General features: G+C 55.3%; 20 protein-coding genes and 1 riboswitch. Of the genes, 8 read left to right on the top strand and 12 right to left on the bottom strand.

Annotated elements, in window-relative coordinates; all coding sequences use genetic code 11:
• The first annotated feature begins 30 nt into the window (after nucleotides 1-30).
• Nucleotides 31-267, top strand: a complete 237-nt coding sequence (locus SERAS12_RS14585; RefSeq protein ID WP_004945669.1) for a DUF4060 family protein — start codon at nucleotides 31-33, stop codon at nucleotides 265-267.
• Between the two features lie 175 nt (nucleotides 268-442).
• Nucleotides 443-1,810 (top strand): amino acid permease, encoded by a 1,368-nt coding sequence (locus SERAS12_RS14580; protein ID WP_013813372.1) that lies wholly within the window; start codon nucleotides 443-445, stop codon nucleotides 1,808-1,810.
• A 39-nt stretch (nucleotides 1,811-1,849) separates the two neighbouring features.
• On the opposite strand, the gene SERAS12_RS14575 is transcribed toward SERAS12_RS14580, so the two are convergent.
• A complete protein-coding gene (locus SERAS12_RS14575; protein ID WP_006325941.1) occupies nucleotides 1,850-2,140 on the bottom strand; it encodes a hypothetical protein in 291 nt (96 codons plus the stop codon).
• Nucleotides 2,141-2,364: 224 nt separating this feature from the next.
• Here SERAS12_RS14575 and SERAS12_RS14570 point away from each other — a divergent pair, with 224 nt between their 5' ends.
• The 3 genes from SERAS12_RS14570 to cspE all read left to right on the top strand — a co-directional run bounded on the left by SERAS12_RS14570 (nucleotide 2,365) and on the right by cspE (nucleotide 4,603).
• Entirely contained in the window at nucleotides 2,365-3,363 is a 999-nt protein-coding gene (locus SERAS12_RS14570; protein WP_013813371.1) for an MBL fold metallo-hydrolase, read from the top strand.
• A gap of 872 nt (nucleotides 3,364-4,235) precedes the next feature.
• The gene (locus SERAS12_RS25690; RefSeq protein ID WP_002211058.1) at nucleotides 4,236-4,352 is read left to right on the top strand and encodes a DUF2627 domain-containing protein; all 117 of its coding nucleotides are present in this window, start codon (nucleotides 4,236-4,238) and stop codon (nucleotides 4,350-4,352) included.
• A 41-nt stretch (nucleotides 4,353-4,393) separates the two neighbouring features.
• The gene (gene cspE, locus SERAS12_RS14565; RefSeq protein ID WP_002221949.1) at nucleotides 4,394-4,603 is read left to right on the top strand and encodes a transcription antiterminator/RNA stability regulator CspE; all 210 of its coding nucleotides are present in this window, start codon (nucleotides 4,394-4,396) and stop codon (nucleotides 4,601-4,603) included.
• Between the two features lie 55 nt (nucleotides 4,604-4,658).
• On the opposite strand, the gene pgeF is transcribed toward cspE, so the two are convergent.
• Nucleotides 4,659-5,372, bottom strand: coding sequence for a peptidoglycan editing factor PgeF (gene pgeF / locus SERAS12_RS14560; RefSeq protein WP_013813370.1), 714 nt, complete (start codon nucleotides 5,370-5,372; stop codon nucleotides 4,659-4,661).
• 132 nt (nucleotides 5,373-5,504) lie between these two features.
• On the opposite strand from pgeF, the gene rlmA reads away from it, so the two are divergent.
• The gene (gene rlmA / locus SERAS12_RS14555) at nucleotides 5,505-6,323 is read left to right on the top strand and encodes a 23S rRNA (guanine(745)-N(1))-methyltransferase (protein WP_013813369.1); all 819 of its coding nucleotides are present in this window, start codon (nucleotides 5,505-5,507) and stop codon (nucleotides 6,321-6,323) included.
• Here rlmA and SERAS12_RS14550 read toward each other — a convergent pair.
• Complete coding sequence (locus tag SERAS12_RS14550; protein ID WP_013813368.1) at nucleotides 6,320-7,057, bottom strand: helix-turn-helix transcriptional regulator; 738 nt, start codon at nucleotides 7,055-7,057, stop codon at nucleotides 6,320-6,322. The two genes, rlmA and SERAS12_RS14550, sit on opposite strands and share 4 nt — an antisense overlap.
• A 129-nt stretch (nucleotides 7,058-7,186) precedes the next feature.
• Between SERAS12_RS14550 and SERAS12_RS14545 the strand changes: the two genes are divergently transcribed.
• A complete protein-coding gene (locus SERAS12_RS14545) occupies nucleotides 7,187-8,572 on the top strand; it encodes an MFS transporter (RefSeq protein WP_013813367.1) in 1,386 nt (461 codons plus the stop codon).
• A 217-nt stretch (nucleotides 8,573-8,789) separates the two neighbouring features.
• On the opposite strand, the gene mntP is transcribed toward SERAS12_RS14545, so the two are convergent.
• From mntP to manX, 5 genes are all read right to left on the bottom strand, one after another.
• Complete coding sequence (gene mntP, locus SERAS12_RS14540; RefSeq protein ID WP_013813366.1) at nucleotides 8,790-9,359, bottom strand: manganese efflux pump MntP; 570 nt, start codon at nucleotides 9,357-9,359, stop codon at nucleotides 8,790-8,792.
• A 7-nt stretch (nucleotides 9,360-9,366) separates the two neighbouring features.
• Nucleotides 9,367-9,554, bottom strand: a riboswitch (yybP-ykoY riboswitch).
• A gap of 221 nt (nucleotides 9,555-9,775) precedes the next feature.
• Nucleotides 9,776-10,234 carry a DUF986 family protein gene (locus tag SERAS12_RS14535; RefSeq protein ID WP_013813365.1) on the bottom strand — a complete coding sequence of 153 codons (459 nt, stop codon included), beginning with the start codon at nucleotides 10,232-10,234 and terminating at the stop codon, nucleotides 9,776-9,778.
• 54 nt (nucleotides 10,235-10,288) lie between these two features.
• Entirely contained in the window at nucleotides 10,289-11,131 is an 843-nt protein-coding gene (locus tag SERAS12_RS14530) for a PTS mannose transporter subunit IID (RefSeq protein WP_004945644.1), read from the bottom strand.
• A gap of 15 nt (nucleotides 11,132-11,146) precedes the next feature.
• Complete coding sequence (locus tag SERAS12_RS14525; protein WP_004945641.1) at nucleotides 11,147-11,947, bottom strand: PTS mannose/fructose/sorbose transporter subunit IIC; 801 nt, start codon at nucleotides 11,945-11,947, stop codon at nucleotides 11,147-11,149.
• A gap of 55 nt (nucleotides 11,948-12,002) precedes the next feature.
• Nucleotides 12,003-12,974 (bottom strand): PTS mannose transporter subunit IIAB, encoded by a 972-nt coding sequence (manX, locus tag SERAS12_RS14520; protein WP_013813364.1) that lies wholly within the window; start codon nucleotides 12,972-12,974, stop codon nucleotides 12,003-12,005.
• Between the two features lie 642 nt (nucleotides 12,975-13,616).
• Between manX and SERAS12_RS14515 the strand changes: the two genes are divergently transcribed.
• Entirely contained in the window at nucleotides 13,617-15,161 is a 1,545-nt protein-coding gene (locus SERAS12_RS14515; RefSeq protein WP_013813363.1) for a TerC family protein, read from the top strand.
• A gap of 18 nt (nucleotides 15,162-15,179) precedes the next feature.
• On the opposite strand, the gene SERAS12_RS14510 is transcribed toward SERAS12_RS14515, so the two are convergent.
• The 4 genes from SERAS12_RS14510 to pabB all read right to left on the bottom strand — a co-directional run bounded on the left by SERAS12_RS14510 (nucleotide 15,180) and on the right by pabB (nucleotide 20,837).
• The gene (locus tag SERAS12_RS14510; protein WP_013813362.1) at nucleotides 15,180-16,796 is read right to left on the bottom strand and encodes an EAL domain-containing protein; all 1,617 of its coding nucleotides are present in this window, start codon (nucleotides 16,794-16,796) and stop codon (nucleotides 15,180-15,182) included.
• Nucleotides 16,797-17,077: 281 nt separating this feature from the next.
• Nucleotides 17,078-18,442, bottom strand: coding sequence for an L-serine ammonia-lyase (sdaA, locus tag SERAS12_RS14505; protein ID WP_013813361.1), 1,365 nt, complete (start codon nucleotides 18,440-18,442; stop codon nucleotides 17,078-17,080).
• 446 nt (nucleotides 18,443-18,888) lie between these two features.
• Entirely contained in the window at nucleotides 18,889-19,467 is a 579-nt protein-coding gene (locus SERAS12_RS14500; protein WP_013813360.1) for a CoA pyrophosphatase, read from the bottom strand.
• Entirely contained in the window at nucleotides 19,464-20,837 is a 1,374-nt protein-coding gene (pabB, locus tag SERAS12_RS14495) for an aminodeoxychorismate synthase component 1 (protein ID WP_013813359.1), read from the bottom strand. Before pabB ends, SERAS12_RS14500 begins: the two co-directional genes overlap by 4 nt.
• Between the last annotated feature and the right edge of the window lie 431 nt (nucleotides 20,838-21,268).

Raw genomic sequence — 21,268 nt, 5'->3', positions numbered from 1 at the left:
CAACAGAACTGTCTCTGGCGGAGCCTGTTTATGAAGCGCATTATTAAAGGTGATAAAAACTTGTCTCATCTGGTGATTGCCCATGCGGCAATCGATCGTCATGCCGAAAGCTTTGGGCAGCGCCGACAGGGCTGGCCCTCAACCTACCTGATAAAATATCAAAACGATCGCGTGGCAGTGGAAGTGGTCACGCGTCGCCAGTCCTACGTCGCTACGCTGATGATTGGCGCACGCAATCTGACCAAGCTATGCGGCCTGCCAGGCTGAATCCCAGCCATTCCGGCGCCATTCTTTGCATGAAATAGCATCCAGGTCCTTGTTACCGGGGTGCTTCTCCTTGATGCTCCCGGGGTTAAGTGTTAAAAAGCCGCCCGCAGATACATTTATTGATTGGCGAAATCTTGTGCAAAAGCGACGAGATTCAACGCCATATGAGGGTAAGATGGGCGGTCAGCAACAGGATACTCCGCTAAAACGCGGTTTAAAAAACAGACATATACAACTCATCGCCCTTGGGGGCGCCATTGGCACCGGTTTGTTTCTCGGCATCGCGCAGACCATTAAAATGGCCGGTCCTTCCGTGCTGCTGGGCTACGCAATCGGTGGCGTTATCGCTTTTCTGATTATGCGCCAACTGGGTGAAATGGTGGTTGAAGAGCCGGTCGCGGGCTCATTCAGCCACTTTGCCTATAAATACTGGGGCGATTTCGCCGGTTTCCTTTCCGGCTGGAACTATTGGGCCATGTTCATTCTGGTCGGCATGGCCGAGTTAACCGCCGTAGGGATTTATATTCAGTATTGGTGGCCGGACATCCCGACCTGGGTCTCCGCTGCGGTATTTTTTGTGCTGATTAATCTGATCAACCTGGTCAACGTGCGCCTGTATGGCGAAACGGAGTTCTGGTTCGCCATCATCAAGGTGGTGGCGATTGTCGGCATGATCGTCTTCGGCGCCTGGCTGTTGGCCAGCGGAAATGGCGGCCCGCAAGCCAGTTTCGGCAACCTGTGGGAGCAGGGGGGCTTTATGCCGCACGGCATAGAAGGGCTGGTCATGGCGATGGCGGTGATCATGTTTTCATTCGGTGGGCTGGAGATGGTCGGCATCACGGCAGCGGAAGCCGCCGATCCGCGCCGCAGCATTCCGAAAGCCACCAACCAGGTGGTGTACCGCATCCTGATTTTTTATATCGGCTCACTGACCGTACTGCTTTCTCTCTACCCATGGGACCAGGTGGTGGAAGGCGGCAGCCCGTTTGTGATGATTTTCCACGCGCTGAACAGCAACCTGGTGGCGACGCTTCTTAACGTGGTGGTGCTGACGGCGGCGCTGTCGGTGTATAACAGCGGAGTCTATGCCAACAGCCGCATGCTGTTTGGCTTGGCGACGCAGGGGAATGCGCCGAAGATGTTGACCCGGGTGAATAAGCGCGGCGTACCGGTGCTGTCCATTGCGCTGTCGGCGCTGGTGACCTCTGTCGGCGTGTTGATCAACTACGTGATGCCCGGCAAGGCGTTTGAGCTGCTGATGGCGCTGGTGGTGTCTACGTTAGTGATTAACTGGGTGATGATTTGCCTGGCGCACTTGAAGTTCCGTGCGGCGAAAAACCGCCAGGGGGTGATCCCGAGCTTCAAGGCGTTGTGGTATCCGTTTGGCAACTACCTGTGCCTGGCGTTTCTCAGCCTGATTCTGGTGATCATGTATTTCAGCGAGGGGATCCGCATCTCCGTACTGCTGATGCCGGTATGGATCCTGCTGTTGTGGGTGGGTTTTATGCTGACGCGCCGTAAAGGCGCCAAAGTGCGGCGTTAATCTATAACGGAGGCGCCTTGCGCGCCTCCGGTTCAGGCTTTAGCTACGTGGCATAAAGGCCGTGCCCTGATTGCCGCGGCCCAGCCCCAACAGCTTCCTGCACAGCAGGAACAGGGTGGTGACGATATCGATAGCGACCACGCTAAGCATCAGCACGCCCAACATGAAAAAACTCACCAGCGCGCCAAACAGCAGCACCAGCGGTGCCGGCACTCTCACCCGGCGGAGCTTCATCGCCGCGTACATTTTCCAATACTGGCTCTGTTGCCGCATCGCGCTACGGATACGGCCCAGACGAACACGTGATTTGCGTGATGTAGAACGGCTCATAACTTCTCCTTTTCTGAATGTCCTATAAGTAAATCATAAAGATCTTAAGAGATGCTTAACAGGCTCTTTATGGCCCTGGCATGCTCATAGGGACTGTGACAACAAAATACGCGAAAAGGTCAGTCGCGTTTGCGCACGGTTCACAAAGCGCGGTAGCAGGCTATCTTGTTAAGCTGGCGACAGTGCCCGTGCAGGGTGTCCGCAGTGGTCGGGAGAACAGCAGGATGAAGAGAACCAATCGTTACTATGATGCCGCTAAAGCGCATCACACTCCGGAAGGGTTTCGCAATCCGGAACCGACTCAGCGTCAGGAAGGGGATCTGAGACGCTGGCAGAATGAGCGCAAGCAGCAAGGGTTGCCCAAACCGCCGCAGTTGGGGTATCAGCAGTTTACCCAGCGCTGGTGGCAGCCTGCCGACCTCAGCGGCAGCGATGACAGCATCTGGTGGCTGGGGCACGCTTCGATGCTGCTGCGTCTGGATAGCCGCTATATCCTGATCGATCCGGTGCTTTCGCAACGCGCATCTCCGCTGAGTTTCTACGGTCCTAAACGCAAAACGCCGCCGCCCTTGACGGTGCAACAATTACCGGCGGTGGATGTGGTGTTGATTTCTCACAACCATTATGACCACCTTGATCGGCGCACTGTGCGCCAACTGGCGCAACGTTTTCCCAACGCGACCTTTATCGTGCCTCTGGGGTTAAAATACTGGTTTCGGCGTTATCGCCTCAAGCGTGTGGAGGAACTGGACTGGTGGGACAGTCTGTCATTGGGCGAGTTAACGTTCCACTGTACGCCGGCGCGCCACTGGAGCATGCGTACCTTGTGGGATCGCAACCGCTCTTTGTGGTGCGGCTGGGTTATTCATCATCCGGCACTGCGTTTCTATTTTTCTGGCGACAGCGGTTATTCGGAGCGGCTGGCGGATATTGGCGCGCGCCTGGGGCCGTTTGACGTGGCGGCGTTGCCGATAGGCGCTTATGCACCGCGTTGGTTCATGCAGGAACAACATATGGATCCGCAGCAGTCGGTGACGTTGTATCAGCAATTAAATTCGCCGCGGGTTATTCCGATTCATTGGGGCGTTTTTGAATTGGCCGATGAGTCGTTGGATGAGCCGCCACAGCAATTAAATCTGGCGTTGAGTTCTGCCGGAATAGAGCGGCATCAGTTCTTGCCCATCAAAATTGGCGAGCGCATTGCACTTGATTCTAACTCTTAAGGGGTAACTTCCGTCCCGTGAGGGACGGCTTTTCGGATTGAACCGCCTGTAAGGCCGCCCGGTTGCGGGCTGCCGTTATCCGGGGGAACGGCGGAGAGCGTTATCCGGTGCCGGGCCTGATGAGTGGGTGTAAATAGCGAGGTGCGCAAAAAGACAAAATAATTAGACCCACGAGTTGGCTTTATCGGCAGAGTAAATACCCCCTGTCTTTTTAAGATTTAATTTGGTTATACATTCTCACGGATGTCAGGGTTATTGCCGTTATTTAATCCCGTCGTCAGCAGGATATTTATCCGGTTATGCACAATGATGGTGCGTAAATTCCCCCGTTGCATGCTTATGCACCTTAAAGCGGCAGCGCCATTTGTTTTTTTCCGGGGATCCGATTGTGCAAAGGGTATTCACGCTCACTAATATTAATAATTAGCATCGGTATTATTTTCTCCGGCGACGGAAAGGTTATCAGACAGGCGGCGGCACCGGCGTTGGGCCATCCAGATGGCAGCTTGGTGGTCTGATGAGTTGGAGATCAAAGGCACCCGTTCATCGATATTCAAATGTTGTATAAGAAATTCCATAAAGATTCAAATTTTTTAACGTTCTAAGCGCCCGATGGCGGTTATATGTTGTATCGCAGAGGAGCGATCGGATGAAAGAATTGTTAAAATTCAGTCAGGCTGCGGAGTGTAGCGCGGTGTGAGCGTTAAGCAGAAAATAGCTAAGGCTTCAACATCTTTTAGCCTATTTAAGCTTATGTTGCTATCGACCGTTTCAAATATGTGCGACAGGTCCATCAGTGATTAAAAATGGCTTGCCATCGAATACAGAGTATGTGATAACGCATCTGGGTAAAACGAGGTACAGTTCTGTATATGTGTGGCATTTTCAGTAAAGAAGTTCTGAGTAAAGACGTTAGCGTTGAATACCGCTTCTCTGCCGATCCTTATCTTAGTGCCTCAAGCAGTAACGACTCTAGTTTGTCTATGTAACGCCTACAGGCGGTTTAAACAATCCAAAGGAAATACTCAAGATGGCAAAGATCAAAGGTCAAGTTAAGTGGTTCAACGAGTCTAAAGGTTTCGGTTTCATCACCCCAGCTGACGGCAGCAAAGACGTGTTCGTACACTTCTCTGCAATCCAGGGTAACGGCTTCAAAACCCTGGCTGAAGGCCAGAACGTTGAGTTCGAAATCCAAGATGGCCAGAAAGGCCCATCTGCAGTGAACGTTACTGCTATCTAATCAGCGTCAGCTGTACAAAAAGCCCGCCTTCGTGCGGGCTTTTTCGTGTCTGCGCTCAGCCGGCGATAATAATACCCGCGTACTGATTGCGGCCGGTAATGCCTGGGTGCCCAGGATCCTGCTCGCGCCGGTGGCTGTTGCGGCGGTAGCTGGTGTATTTAAAGCGCTGCGGGTGCCGCGAGTCGGTATTCGGCGTGCAGATGGTGCAACTCCCGGCGCGATCAACGGCGGCAAATCCCAGTTCGCTGAGTTTGTATTCGGCGATGGCGGCCAGATCCAGGTGGCGATAGCTTGGACTGATCAAGGCGGCAGGCAGCGGCAACTGCTGTTTAAAGCGCGCAACCAGCTCTTCGTTCACCTCATAACAGCACGGGCCGGCAGCCGGGCCGATGGCGGCCACCCAGTTTTCCGTTGAGTCATCGCGGCTGATACGCGCCGCCAATTGCTCAAGAATGCCATCCAGCAAGCCGCGCCAGCCGGCATGCACGGCCGCAATGGCCGAGCCGTCATTGCGGCTGAAAATGACCGGCAGGCAATCTGCCGTCAATACGCTGAGCAAAATGCCGGGTTGGGTGGTGTAGAAACCGTCGGCTTCACCGCAAATTTGGGCCGCATGATGAATGTCGACGATGCGGGTTCCGTGCACCTGTTTTTTTTCCGGCAGCGTGGCGCGATAGGGTTGCAGGTGGCCGGGCAGCAGGGCACTTTTGTGGCCGAAACCGTGCTGAATGGCCGCAACGGTGCTGAGAAGCGGGGAGTAGTCGGTCATATAACGTCTTTGCCTGCGTCAGAAAACATATCGTCAGTGTAGCCAGCTTTTTTACCCGTTGGCTAGGCCTGCCTTGCATCGTGCGGAAGCCTTCTTTAGACTACCTGCGCCGTATCTCTCTGGAATCCAACCATGTCTTATCAGTGCCCTCTGTGTCACCAGCCGCTTCTTCTTTCTCACCTGCAATGGCGTTGCGATGCCAACCATCAGTTTGACTGTGCCAAAGAAGGCTATGTCAATCTGCTGCCTGTGCAGCATAAACGCTCGAAGCAGCCGGGAGACAGCGCGGAAATGATGCAGGCGCGGCGCGCTTTTCTCGACGCCGGATTTTATCGACCGCTGCAGCAACGGGTGGCGGAACTGCTGGAGCAGGCATTGGGGAGCGAGGCGCAGGCGCTGCTGGATATTGGCTGTGGCGAAGGCTATTACACCGCTGAAGTGGCGGCACGTTTGGCGCCGCGCGACATCACCGTTTATGGGCTGGATGTTGCCAAAGTGGCGATCCGCTATGCGGCCAAGCGCTACCCTGCGGTGCCATTCTGCGTGGCGTCCAGCCACCGTTTACCCTTTGCCGACCGTTCTTTGGACGCGATCCTGCGCATTTACGCGCCGTGCAAAGCCGAAGAGCTGGCACGGGTGGTCAAACCCGGCGGCGTGGTAGTGACGGTATCACCTGGCCCGCGCCATCTGTATCAACTGAAAGAACAGGTTTATCAGCAGGTGCAACTGCACGCGGAATCCGATGAGCAACTGACGGGGTTTGACTGTGAGCGGCTCGAGACACTGGCGTACCCGATGACGCTGCCGGGCGAGCAGGCGGCCAACCTGCTGCAGATGACGCCTTTCGCCTGGCGGGCTTCTCCAGAGGTGCAACAGCGCCTGAGTGCCAGCGAAACATTCGCCTGTGAAACGGATTTCGTTATAGGCCTGTACCGTCGTCAAGCCGATTAAACCACCGGATATGCCGCTTCGCCATTGACCGAATCATCCCCCAGATCTGCGCGCTCAACGGCGAGGTGCGTTTTCAACGCCGTCCAGCCCTGTGGGGTTACTCTGAGCGCCCGGGTTGCCGGCAAACGCTGCAGCCAGCCCCAATGGCAAAACGCGTCCAGCAGATAAGCCGCCAGCGGCCCGGCGAGGTGATATTGCCGCTCGGTCCAGTCCAGACATTGGCGGCCTTTGCCAACCCCCTCTGGCTCGACTGTGGCCGCCTCAACGCCCAACGCCTGTAACCAATTAGCGCCGGCCGGCGTCAGCACATATTCGCATGCGCCATTTTCGACGATTAGCCCTTGTTTCAGCAGGCTGCGCGTTACAGCGACGCCGACTTTCCCGGCCAGATGATCATAACAGCAGCGCGCGAAACGCATCTCACGCGCAGAACGGTTGGGCGTATTGCGCCAGGCCGGCGTTACCGGCCCGATCGACGCCAGACTTTCCAGCAGATGCGAGACGTGCGGCCCCGAGAGACGGTAATAGCGATAGCGCCCAATCCGTTCGACGCTAAGCAGGCCGCCGTCCAACAACTTTGCCAGATGCGAGCTGGCGGTTTGCGGGGTGACGCCTGCCGTCTCCGCAAGCGCACTGGCCGATAGCGCGTTGCCGTCGGCCAGCGTGATCAACATCACCGCCCGTACCGGTTCGGCGATCAGATGCGCAACGGATGCAATATTATGTTGACCCACGAGTTTCTCCTTTATCGATAGCAGGCGATGTTTTCATTGCGCAGAACACACTTCGATATGCTTCGAAGTATTCCAGGCTAATAGCGGTTTATAGTCAATGCCTCTTTCATCAGTCTGGGTCCGTAACGAGTGGCAAGCTTGAATCAACAACAAAAACGAGTACTGATGGCGACCAGCCTCAGCTATGTCATTGTCATCCTGGATACGTCGATCGTTAACGTCGCCTTGCCACCGATCGCCGCCGATCTGGGGACCGGGATTACCGGCCTGCAGTGGGTAGTGAACGCCTATACGTTGGCGTTCGCCAGCCTGTTGCTCAGCGGCGGGACGTTGGGCGACAGGTTAGGGGGACGGCAAGTCTACCTTGCCGGGTTGGCGATCTTTGCCTGCGCTTCTGCCCTTTGCGGGTTGGCGGGGGCATTACCCGTACTGGTCGCCGCCAGACTATTGCAAGGTGTTGGGGCCGCTTTGCTGGTACCCAGTTCCTTAACGCTGATTAACGCGGCCTTCCCCGAGGCGAAACAGCGGGCGGGTGCCATTGGCGTATGGGCCGGATGCGGCGGCGTGGCGATGGCGGCGGGGCCGCTGGCCGGTGGCGTGCTGATCCAACTGCTGGGCTGGCGCAGCCTGTTTTGGATCAATATCCCGGTGATCGTGTTGGGAATAGGGCTTACTCTGCGTATTGCGGCCGTTCGCCCGCCACTGTCCTTGCGCCAGATGGACTACGCCGGGCAGGGGACGGTGATTGTGGCGCTAGCCACTTCGGTGGCCTTGTTGATTGAAGGCGCCCGGCTTGGCTGGGACTCTGGCTGGGTGTTGGGCGGTATCGCCGTGGCTGCCTTGAGCTGGCTGATGTTTGTAGTGATAGAGCGACGAGGCCGGCAGCCGATGCTGCCGCCGGCACTTTTCCGCAGCGCGGTTTTTTCCGCCTCGGCATGGGTTTCGCTGGTTTCTGCGTTGGTGTTTTACGGGGCGTTCTTTCTGCTGAATCTTTATTTTCAAGAGGTTCGGGGTTGGTCGCCGCTGCAGTCCGGCATGGCATTTCTTCCCCTGACCATCATGGTCACGCTGGGCAGCTTTGTTTCCGGTCGTCTGGTTCAGGCGTTTGGCGCGGGGCGGGTAGTTTGTTGGAGTTTGCTGCTGTATGCGCTGGGTTTTGGTAGTTTGCTGGCGCTGGCTGAAAGCCCGCCTTACTGGCGTATTGCACTGTGTTTCCCTTTGCTTGGCCTGGCGGCTGGGATCATTACGCCTGCGGCCACGGCGGCGTTGTTGAATGAGGTGGCGGGTGAACGGGCGGGCATTGCAGCCGGTGTGCTCAATGCCGGCAGGCAAAGCGGCTCCGCGTTTGGCGTGGCGATTTTCGGCGCGCTAATGACGGTATTTCATCCGCTGGAAAGTGGGATCAAGTTGGCTGTGTACGGCGCGATAGGCTTATCGTTGCTCACGGCTGTTCTATGGGGATTGGCGACCAGGTTTGCCGCGCGCACAGGAGCCAGGCAACCGGCAGGGCGATAGTCGGGGCGATGCGTTGCCAGAAACAAAAAGACCTGCCATGGGCAGGTCTCAGACGGCTGACAAAGCCCGTTATTAGGGAGAGCGTGCCGAAGGGGTCGTAGCGGCTTGCCCGCCGGAGTGCCCCTCGGTGCGCTAGGCCCGGGTATCTCGGCTTCAATGACTACTTTGTCATCAAACTCAGACCTGCCATTGGCAGGTTTTTTGCGTTCAGGGACAATCAGGCGAGATAGCCTAAATGCTCCAGCAGAATATTGATGCCGATACCGATCAACACCACGCCGCCGATGATCTCTGCGCGTTTGCCCAACAGCGGCCCGATAAAGCGGCCAATCATCATACCCAGCGTTGCCATAATCATGGTGGCCATGCCGATGGCCATGGCGGTATGCACAATATTGACCTGCAGGAAGGCCAGGCCAACGCCGATCGCCATGGCATCAAGGCTGGTGGCGATAGCGGTGGCCACCAACAGCCAGAAGCCGTGGCGCTTCACTTTTTCCACTTCGTCCGGTCGGTTTCTGATGCCTTCGACAATCATGCGCGTACCGAGAATAAACAGCAGCGAGAAGGCTACCCAGTGATCCCACTCCATGATGTATTGGCTGGCGAACAGGCCGATTGCCCAGCCGATGATCGGCGTAATGGCTTCGACCACGCCGAAGATAAGTCCGGTACGCAGGGCTTCACGAAAACGGGGTTGATGCAGGCTGGCACCTTTGCCGATCGACGCGGCGAACGCATCCATAGACATGCCAAAAGCGAGAATGAGTGTAGCGGAAATATTCATGTTAAATAGCCTCGGCCGGGCGGCTCCATATACACGTAACCCACCCCCAACCATACGACGGAGTTACGTGTCTATGGTCTCGCCAACCTTACCTGGCTGCCCGCACCACGTTTCAGAGTCCGAAACGAGTATGTTGATACGGGCGTTTCTGGCGTTTTATTGCCCAGAAACCGGCTACTCCCCAATGACGGCGCAACCATACCATAATATTTCTGACGACGACAACCTTAATTACTTGAGAATATTCCTGTTGGAATTGAGAATTGTTTTCATTAAAGAATTGCAAGAGGGAATATAATGTAGGCTGATGCAACAATGTTGCGTAAATAATAAACGGATAAGTGCTGGGGTTGTTGATTAATTATCCATATACAGTGCGTGTTAGCGGTGGGCGTAAAAGCTAATGTGTTATTTGTTTATTGATTTTCAACGAAAAAGTGATAAATCCTCTCCAGATCGTCTAATTGCGTAACCTGAATGAGCAACCGGCGCTGCTCCAGATCGATGACCAGGATTCCATCTTCGGATAAATTCATGGCTTTAATGCGGTTATATTCAATGAATGTGTTGGCATAAAAGAAACCCTGCGTTTTAAACAACATCTTTGGCCAGCGAATATAGGAAATGTAGACGGCGATCAGTGCTAAAGAAATAAGCAGATAGGTGGTCAATATTGCGCCGTTAGTGGTGACGTTTCGGTAAATCAAAATGGCAATCAGGCCGACAAAAATCAGGCAGTCGATCCGGTTGCGGCGTTTAAGCTGCACTTTAAGCCGCGTTTTGCCCTTCAGCAGGTTCATGCCGAATTCGTCGTAAATCGCATACAGCAGCATCAGCGCGGTAAAAATCAGCAATACGCCATCGGTCAGTGACATCTTTCAACTCCACAAATAAAAAAACCGGGGGTTTCCCCCCGGCTGTGACGAACTTTACAGGCCCAGAAGGCCAATCCAGTAACCGAAGATACCGATGGCGAAGAAGCCGATGATAATCCACAGCGCATTCACTTTTCTGCGCAACAGCCACATACAACCGAAGGTCAGCAGCAGTGGTACCAGACCCGGCATCAACTGATCGAGAATGGTTTGCACCGTGGTCACCGTGGTATGCCCGGTCTGATCGGTGATCTTCGACACCACCAGCGGGATATTCACGTGCGTCCACTTGTTAACCAATGCTCCCATCACAAACAGGCCAAGAATGGACGCTCCTTCCGTCAGTTTTTGCAGGAAGCCGCCGCCCATGTCATTAACGATATCCACCCCTTTACGGTAACCGTAGGCCACGCCGTAATAGCGGGTCAGCAGGCGCACCAGGTTGAACAAGACAAAGAACAAAATAGGGCCAAGCAGGCTGCCGCTCATGGCAATACCGGCGCCGAGCGCGGCGAATACCGGCCGTACGGTGCCCCAGAAGATCGGGTCGCCCACGCCGGCCAGCGGCCCCATCAAACCGACCTTGATGCCGTTGATGGCCGCATCGTCGATCGGTGCGCCGTTGGCGCGCTGTTCTTCCATCGCCATGGTAACGCCAAGCACCGGCGCCGCCACGTAAGGGTGGGTGTTGAAGAATTCCAGGTGGCGCTTGATTGCCTGTTTGCGGTCGTCGTTATTTTCCGGGTACAGGCGACGGATTACCGGCACCATAGAGAAGCAAAAACCCAGCGCCTGCATGCGTTCGAAGTTCCATGAGCCCTGGAACAGGTTCGAGCGCAGGAACACACCGCGAATATCGGCCGGCGTGAGTTTCTTTTGAGCTGTTGTATCAACCATGTCTCTCACCTATTCCTAATCGAGTTCGTTATCGAGATCGTTGGCATTAGCCGGACCCGCCTGTACAACCTGAGACTTGTTGTATTTCGGGCTGAGCTGGATATAAAGCACGGCCATCACCACGCCGATGACGCCGAGCGCCACCAGGTTAAAGTTGGTGAAGGCGGCGGTAACGAAGCCGAGGTAGAAGAAAGGCATCAGATAACCGGCGCGCATCATGTTGATCACCATGGCGTAACCGACCACCACAATCATCCCGCCGGCGATGTTCAGGCCGCTGGTGACGACTTCAGGGATCGAGTTAAGCAGTGCATGAACGCCTGCGGTGCCCACCGAGATGGCCACGATAACCGCCGGGATGGCGATACGCATCGCCTGCAGCAGCAGGGCGGAGATGTGGATCCAGGTGATGGCGCGTAAACTGCCGCGTTCCGCTGCGCTGTCTGCCGCGTGCTGGAAGGCCACGGTCAGTGTACGCACTATGATGGTCAGCACTTGCCCGGCCGCCGCCAGCGGTATGGCCAGCGCGATACCGGCACCGACGCTCTGGCCGCCGGCAATAACCAGAATGGTGGAAATGATGGAAGCCAACGCCGCATCTGGCGCGACCGCAGCACCGATATTCATCCAACCCAGTGCGATCATCTCCAGCGTACCGCCGATGATGATGCCGGTTTTCATATCACCGAGAATAAAGCCGATCAGGGTACAGGCGACCAGCGGACGGTGGAACTGGAATTCGTCGAGGACGGATCCCATCCCGGCGATACAGGCAACGATAAATATCAGCACAATCTGAAGAGTGGTGATCTCCATTGCACTTCTCCTATGACCAAAGAGCTCTGAGTAAAATAATTATTGGCTTGCGCCATTAATTGAGTTTGTTAATCAGGTCCATCATTTTTAACCGGCTGTCGGACGAGACCTTACGAACTTCCAGTTCAATACCGCGATCGTTTAATTTCTTAAACGCTTCGATATCTTTTTCGTCGACCGACACGGCGTTGTTGACCTGAGTTTTCCCCTGGCGGAACGCCATGCCGCCGATATTCACCGATTTGATCTCCACGCCGGCCTCGACCAGGCGCCAAACGTCGGTCGGATTGGTGAACAGCAGCATGACGCGGTCACCGGCGTATTTCGGGTTGTTCCATACGCGGATGGCTTTCGCCACGTCGACCACGTGCGCGGTAACGCCCGGCGGGGCCACTTGGGTCAGTAAGGTTTTGCGGACGTGATCGGCGGCGACTTCGTCGCTGATGACAATGATGCGGCTGACGTTGGTTTCCTTGGTCCAACGGGTGGCTACCTGGCCGTGAATCAAGCGGTCATCGATGCGTGCCAGGCCGATCTTCATACGGTCATTGGGGCCAAGCGGTGCCTGCGGTACGGCGGGTTTGGCGGCGGGGGAACTCTGTGGTGCCGCGGGCTTAACACTCTCTTCTTGCGGTTTTTTCAGCGCTTTTACGCCTTCACGGCCGGTTTCCAACGCCAGTGCGACCAATTCGTCGAAGCCTGGGTTATCGTCCCGCGCCATGAACGTTTCCACCAGCATGGGAATGTTAACCCCGGTGACGACCTCATAGTTTTCTTTATCGACGGCAATGCGGCTGGCCGCGTTGAATGGGCTGCCGCCCCAGGTGTCCACCAGAAACAAGACACCACCGCTGGTGTCTAGCTCGCTGATTTTCACGTTATATTTCTCAATTAACGTTTCGGCGTTTTCACCGGGGACGAAGTCTATAAAAGCGACGTTATCTTGCTCGCCCAATAGCATTTCCGCCGTCTTCAGCAATTGTTCCGCTGCGGTCCCGTGTGTGCCGATGATAATAGCTATTGCCACTCGCTACCTCCTCATTAAACTTCATACCCGTCATCTTTCAAGCCGCAGCGTTGTTGGCTGCAACGTGAAAGCTATAGGGTATATGCACGGATTGTGTCGTTCTTGATTTCCTTTCTTGGCAGTCACTTCCGCGGTTCAGATACAGGTTCAGATACATTATGGTAGAAAATCAGAAACGCGGGCTTAACATTTCTCGCGCAGTTTCAAAAGCCTGTGCGCGTTAATTCACATTGGCGTCATTTATTTTAGTGAGTGAAAAAATAAATTTTGTGACATTGCTCTGTTATTGAGCGCTCAGATAACTCTTAATCCGGCGTTTGCAGAATTAAACAACAGACCTGTTACAAGACGATGCTGAAGGTAAAAAAGCTTCTTTGCCGTAAAAAAAATTCCTGCTAGAGTATTTGCTCTTTCATATTTAGGAGTGAAGGGCCTCAGCCCACCCTATGGACTGTCACCGAAGTTACTGTTTTTCAAGGTTCCACCCGCCACCTGCTGGCGTAACACAAGTCACACGGCCGTTCGGCCATCCCCCGGTACTGCAATCCCGTTATCTTGCTGTTGTTCTCTGCGCGCCCTCTGCGTCAGCATCGTCACGCCTGAGCCCCGCTCGGCAATCCTGTCTTTTTTCCGGAGTCTGATATGGAATTTTTAATGGACCCCTCGATCTGGGCTGGGTTACTTACACTGGTGGTATTGGAAATTGTACTGGGCATCGACAACCTGGTGTTTATCGCCATTCTGGCCGATAAGCTGCCGCCGAAGCAGCGCGATAAAGCGCGCATACTCGGTCTGTCGCTGGCGCTGTTTATGCGTCTGGGCCTGTTGTCGGTCATTTCCTGGATGGTTACGCTGACTACGCCGCTGTTTAGCGTGGCGGATTTCAGCTTCTCCGGTCGTGATCTGATCCTCCTGTTCGGCGGTGTCTTCTTGTTGTTCAAAGCCACGATGGAACTGCATGAACGGCTGGAAGGGCAGACGCACCAGGATGGCGCCAACCGTGGCTACGCCAAGTTCTGGGCGGTGGTGGTGCAGATTGTGATCCTTGACGCCGTGTTCTCGCTTGATGCGGTGATTACCGCCGTGGGGATGGTGAACGACCTGCCGGTCATGATGACTGCGGTGGTGATCGCCATGGTGGTGATGCTGGTGGCGTCAAAACCGCTGACCAACTTCGTGAATGCCCATCCGACCATAGTGGTGCTGTGCCTGAGCTTCTTGCTGATGATCGGCCTGAGCCTGATCGCCGAAGGTTTTGGCATGCATATTCCTAAAGGTTATCTGTACGCAGCGATTGGCTTCTCGATCCTGATCGAGCTGTTTAACCAGATTGCCCGCCGTAACTTTATCAAACACCAGGCGCACCGCCCGATGCGCGAGCGTACCGCAGAGGCGATTATGCGTCTGATGGGGCAACAGCGCGCACAGCAAACGGACGAAGCCGTACCGCAGCCGGTGAACGAGACTTTTGCCGCTGAAGAGCGCTATATGATCAGCGGCGTGCTAACGCTGGCTTCGCGTTCATTGCGCAGCGTCATGACACCGCGCACCGAAATTTCGTGGGTGGATTGCGATCGCTCACGTGAAGAGGTACGCGAGCAATTGCTGGATACGCCGCATAGCCTGTTCCCGGTTTGCCGTGACTCGCTGGATGAGATTATCGGCGTGGTGCGCGCCAAGGATCTGCTGGTGGCCGTGGAACAGGGTGATGATATCGCCGAGTTTGCCGCACGCACGCCGCCGATAGTGGTGCCGGAAACCATGGACGTGATTAATCTGCTGGCGGTATTGCGTCGCGCCAAGGGGCGTCTGGTGGTGGTGACCAATGAATTTGGCGTGGTGCAGGGGCTGGTAACGCCGCTGGACGTGCTGGAGGCCATCGCCGGCGAATTCCCGGACGAAGATGAGACGCCGGATATTGTGGTGGAAGACGAAAGCTGGCTGGCGAAGGGTGGCACCGACTTGCACTCGCTGGAGCAGGCGCTGAACTGCGAAGATTTGGTCAGCCCGACGGCGGATTACGCCACACTGGCGGGTTTCCTGCTCTCTCATTACGGCCAGATGCCGGCTGCGGGGGATGTGGTGGAGCTAAACCAGCTGCGTTTCGAAGTTATTGACGTGTCGGAGTACCGCATCGAGCTGGTACGTATCAGTAAAGTGACGCCTCACGACGAGGAACAGCAGTAACATGACGAGCCGGGGGCATCACGCCTCCGGCTTGTTTTCCCTTTCTTTCTGCCGCTCCTCACGCGCACTCATCGCTCGCAACTTCGATTCATACTGCTGTAACCACAGCGGAAATACGTTGATTGGCATCGGCTTGGCGAAATAGAAGCCTTGCAGCGCGTTCACGTCGTGTGAACGCAGGTAATCTGCCTGTTCAGCGGTTTCCACGCCTTCCGCCACCAGCTTTAGCTTCAACTTGTGCGCCAGAGTAATGATGGTATCGGTGACGGTGGCGTTGATCGCATCGGTACCGATGGCGGCGGTAAAACCGCGATCGATTTTCAACACGTCAGGGCTGAGTTTTTTCAGGTAACTGAGCGAACTGTGCCCGGTGCCGAAATCATCGATGGCCAGCATGATCCCCATTTCTTTCAATGTCTTGATTTGCTCATATTGAATTTCAGACAGTGCGGTGCGTTCGGTGAGCTCCAGCATCAACGAGGGCATCGGCTGGGCCGGCAGCCAGATACGCCGAATGTCGTCGATAAGAGTGACCGCGTTGAAATGCTCTGCGGCGACGTTAATGCTGATATAAAACGACGGACGTGGCGGGAACAACGGCAGGTTTTCCACCACGGTGCCCATCAGGTAGCGGGTCAGGGCGATGATCAGCCCATGTTGCTCCGCGAGGGGAATAAATACGTCCGGCGAGATCCACCCCTGGCGTTTGTTTTTCCAGCGCAGCAGGGTTTCCACTCCGATGCAGCGGCCTGTTTCGGCGTTGATGATCGGCTGACAGTAAACGCGGAATTCGCGGTGGGTAATGGCATGGCCAATATGGTAGGACAGGCTCATGCGGTTGGCGGTGAGCAGGTACACGACATAGGCTGCCAGCAGGCTGATAAGCAATGCCAGCGGAATATGGCGCGGCAGCGCAGCCAGGGCGAGCCGGCTTGCCTGCGGGCCAAACAGCGAGATGGAGAAAGGGTATTGCGCTGATTTTGCGGTATAGAGAAGGCCGGTAGTCAGGGAATCGCTGCGCAAGATCTCTCGTCGCCCGTATTCCAGGCTGTTGTCACCGACGTTCAGCACTACCCGTTGTGCGTAGGGTTCTTGCGGTTCCAGCAGGAAATTGGCCAACAGCTCAATATTGAATACATGCAGCACGCCGTTGAGATTGTTATCGGCCGTTCCCGGCGTCCACATGATCAGCGTTGGCACCCCTTTGGCGACCGAAAGAGAAGGGCGCAGGGCTAACTTCGCGCTACCGTCTGCCAGGGTAGGCAAAATGGCGCTGAAAACATAGTTACGCACGCCGAACAGGCTGGAACAGTAAATAACCCCGTCTTTGACCAACAGCATGGCCCGTAGCGCCTGATTTTGCGCAGCGCGAAAGCGCAGCGTCGGCATTGCGGTCTGGCAGGGTTGGTCCAGCAACGACATGGAGCGTCCGGCCTGGAGCTCCGCAGGCGCCAGCAGGTTATTGATCTTGGTGACGGTACGGGTGGCAAGCACCCGCTGGCTTTGCTCAATGGTGCCGAGTTCCTGATAGTAGCGGGTGTACAGCGAGAGCAGCAGAATAGCCAACCCAACCGCCCCGGCCAGAAGCCAACGGTAATAGCGGTATTTAGTCACGGCAAGTTGGGTCATCAACATCGGTAAATCCTTGTTCGGTAAGCTAGCCCAGAATCCTCGTCAGGCCAAACTGCCATGGGATGATACTCGGCTAATTCTAGCCTGTCGTTATACAAGAGTGATGGTAACCCAGTAAATTATTTAAATTTGGCGAAACAAAGGGCTAAATTGCAGGTTAACCGGTGGATCGGCGCGATATTGTAAAGGTTTTTTTGAGTGACGGCGTCACGTATGGTGAGTAGGGGGTTGATTATCAAGATTTTATACAAAGAAAAACCCCGCCGTGAAGGCGGGGTGTGGGGTCAATCGCACTGCACTTTTATTGCCAGGCCGCCGCGCGAGGTTTCGCGGTATTTGGCGTTCATGTCTTTACCGGTTTCGTACATGGTCTCGATCACCTTATCCAGAGAAACGCGTGGCTCACTGGTGCGGCGCAACGCCATGCGCGCCGAGTTGATCGCCTTCACGGACGCAATCGCATTACGCTCGATACAAGGTACCTGAACCTGCCCGGCAACCGGATCACAGGTCAGACCCAGATTGTGTTCCATGCCGATTTCCGCCGCGATGCAAACCTGTTCCGGGCTGCCACCCAGCAATTCAGCCAGACCTGCCGCCGCCATAGAGCAGGCGACGCCTACTTCCCCCTGGCAGCCTACTTCGGCGCCAGAGATGGAAGCGTTCATTTTGTAGAGTGCGCCGACGGCACCCGCAGCCATAAAGTAGCGGATGTAAATGTCCGGGCTGACGGATTCGATAAAGTGGTCATAGTAGGCCAGTACGGCAGGAACGATGCCGCAAGCGCCGTTGGTTGGCGCGGTGACTACACGGCCGCCGGCGGCGTTTTCTTCGTTAACCGCCAACGCGAACATATTGACCCAGTCAATAACGTTCATCGGGTCGCTGGACAGCTTATCGGAGGAAACCAGCAAGCGGCGCAGCGCGGAAGCGCGACGCGGCACCCGCAGCGGCCCAGGCAGCACGCCCTCGGTGTTCAAACCGCGATCGATACAGGCGCGCATGGTCTGCCAGATATTGCCGAAGTAGGTTTCGATTTCCTGCTTGCTGTGCAGCGCCAGTTCGTTCTGCATCACCATGCCAGATAAAGACAGCCCGGTTTCGCGGCAGTGATCGAGCATTTCACGAGCAAAATTGAACGGATAAGGAACGGTCAGCTCATGTTCGTCGGCTTTGCCGAAGTTCTCTTCATCGACGATAAAACCGCCGCCGATGGAGTAGTAGGTCTTGCTGTAAACTTCTTTATCACCGGCGAAGGCATGAACCTGCATGCCGTTTTCGTGCAGCGGCAGGTTGTCGCTGCGGAAAACCATGCCGCCGTCGCGCGGGAAATCGACTTCATGCAGGCCGCTGGCCAGCATCAGACGTTGACGTTGTTCTACATCGCGAATAAAACTCGGAATGCTATCGATATCAACGGTATCCGGCATATTGCCCGCCAGGCCGAGGATGATAGCGATATCGGTATGGTGACCTTTACCGGTCAATGAGAGTGAGCCGTAAACATCTACAGCTACACGCGTGATAGAAGGCATCAGGCCTTTACTTACCAGATCGTCGACAAACTGTTTGCCGGCTTTCATCGGTCCAACCGTATGAGAGCTGGACGGGCCGATGCCGATCTTAAACATGTCGAAAACGCTAATCACGCTAAAACTCCTTAGAGGCATGTTGTTATGGCTGCATCGGTTAAAAACCGCGCAGGGAACAGCGATATTGTAAAAGGCCCGTACGGGTTCGGTTGCCTTTTTCGCATGAAATAAAATAATCCGTGGTGTTAGCTCACTTATTGATTGTCTCTGGCAGTCGGTCAGCCGTGGAACCTTCCGTTGCCCAAACTCAGTTAATGACAATCGCGCCAGCTTCCGTTGCGGGACGCTGCCGGCTTAATCCCTATATTGATAGTGGTTTATTCCGGACGGCAGTATTTTACAGGTATTTCGTAAGGTTGAAGAGAGGGTTTACAGTTTTTTTAAAACTCTCATGGCCAGAAATGTAGTTGAAAAAGCAGATGAATGAAGTGATGCCGATCGCTTTACCCGCGCCTGTTGTGCAGGTAACCGTTTGGCTTGTGATCCGTGTCACGTATCTGGCGTTAAATACTGACCTGCTGCGCCAGCCGGCGAATGATGGCGGCGGTCAATCCCCAAACAAACTGACTCTGATACCAGGAAAGATAAATGCGGTGCGAGTGGCCTGCGCGGTGGATATCCAGCGGATAATAGCGCGACAGCGTCAGCGCTTCATGCAGCGGCATCTCAAAGACGTCGGCCACTTCGTCTTCGTTGGCGCTGAATTGCACATCGGGCGAGATCAAGCCGACCACCGGCGTGACCTGGAACCCGGTGCTACTGTCAAGCGGCGCCAGTTGGCCAAGCACAGTCACCGACTGGGGCGGGATCGCCACTTCTTCCTGCGCTTCACGCAGTGCGGTGATAATCGCCGAGCCATCTTCGGCATCGGTTTTACCGCCTGGAAACGCCACCTGGCCGGCATGTTTACGCAGCGAGTCGGCGCGGCGGGTGAGCAGCAGCGTGGGCTCGGGGCGGCAGATAATAGGGATCAGCACCGCCGCCGGGCGGGTATTGTGCGAAATCTGCGACGCCTGCGGCAACTGCAGTTGGAAGCGGCTGATAAAAGCGGTAAGCGAGGTCGGGTAAATCGGTTGGCTCACGACGGGGTAACCTCTCCCAATTGCGGCAAGATACGGCCGACCTTATCAAAGGTTTCCTGATATTCCGCCTGCTCTTGGCTGTCGGCCACGATGCCGCCGCCCGCTGAACAGTAAATGCGACCGTTTTCGGTGATTAACGTGCGGATGGTGATATTGGTGTCCATGGTGCCGCAGGCGCTGATATAACCGATGCTGCCGCAGTAGGTATTGCGCCGCTGCGGCTCCAGTTCCTCAATGATTTCCATCGCCCGCACTTTTGGCGCGCCGGTAATGGAGCCACCCGGGAAGCAAGCGCGCAGCAGTTCGGTTGCTGCGGTGCGTTCCGGCAGGATGGCGGTGATGGTGCTGACCAAATGATGGACTGCGGGGAAGGGTTCGACCACGAACAATTCGGGGACGCGCACGCTGCCCGGTTCGGCGACACGGCCGATATCATTACGCAGCAGGTCGACAATCATCAGGTTCTCCGCACGGTCTTTCGCTGAATTCGCCAATCGCTGCGCCTGTTGAGCATCCTGATCGGCATCGGCCAGCCTCGGCAAGGTGCCTTTGATCGGACGGGTTTGAATATGCCGGTTCTCCAGCCACAGAAAACGCTCGGGCGAAACGCTCAGTACAGCGTTGTCCGGCAGGCGCAAAAAGGCGGAAAAGGGCGCGCGGTTGCTGGCGTTCAATTGTTGAAAAGCTTGCCATTCGTCGCCCTGATAATCTGCGGAAAAGCGCTGCGCCAGATTAATTTGATAGCAATCACCGCTACGCAGATAATGCTGGATGCGCTGGAACTTTTCGCCGTACTGTTGGCGCGTCATATTGGTCTGCCAGCGGCTGGTCAAGGTAAATGCCTGCTGCGGTTCCGAGCGTTGTCCGTTAAGCCACCGCCAGCGCTGTTCCGTGTCGCCGTAACTGAGTAACGTCAATGTCTGCCGGTGGTGATCGGCAATCAGCGCCCAGTCATAAATGCCGATCGCCATATCCGGCAGCGCGATATCCGCCTGCGCCCATTGCGGCAGCTTTTCCACTCGGCGTCCCAAATCGTAACCGAACAGCCCGAGCGCGCCGCCCTGAAAGGGCAGGTTGGGATCTGCCGCAGGGTGCCATTGTTGACGGTCCAACTGTTGCTGTAGCAGGTTGAAGGGATCTTCACGCGACTGTCGGCAATCTTCGCCGTGGCGGATCTCCGTGATTTGCCCTCGTGTGGTCAGCGTTGTGCAGGGATCTGCAACCAGGATATCGAAACGGTTATGCGAGTGTTCGGCAAACCCGGAGTGCAGCAACATCGCCCACGGCTGCTGTGCCAGCGGAGTAAAATGCTCCAGCAGGGCGGTACGGGTGTAAGGCAAAGACTTAAGATTCGGTGCGGTTGCGCTCATGGGCCTCAATAAACCTGACTGACGGGAACGGCTGTTTCTGCCCGCTATTCTGCCATATTCGACCGGCGGGTGCATGTTCTGGCGTTGGGTTCCAGAGCACACTTCACATAAACGGTGAGTAAACGATTTTGTAATGAAGCATTTTTTGCGCCATTAACGATAATTTAATGTGTTAGAAAATAATAAATTCAGGTCGAGGTTAAATCAATTTTAATCTGCAGGCATTGATTGAAGGAAAAGCAATTTATTGTTTTAACCTTGTTATTATTTCTGAGCGTCATCAAAAATGGTGGGGACGATATGCTTTATTGCCAACAACGTTACAAACGAGATTTTGATGTTTCGCACCGTCGCAGCGTTCCCCTTTACCTGTTATCTGCTGGGGATACAGATTAAAGAAATGTCGTTAAAAACGCACTCGAGGGTCTGTT

Source organism: Serratia sp. AS12 (assembly GCF_000214195.1).
Lineage (GTDB): Bacteria > Pseudomonadota > Gammaproteobacteria > Enterobacterales > Enterobacteriaceae > Serratia > Serratia plymuthica.
Note: the sequence above shows the minus strand (reverse complement) of the source record. Positions and strands in the feature narration are given on the sequence as shown.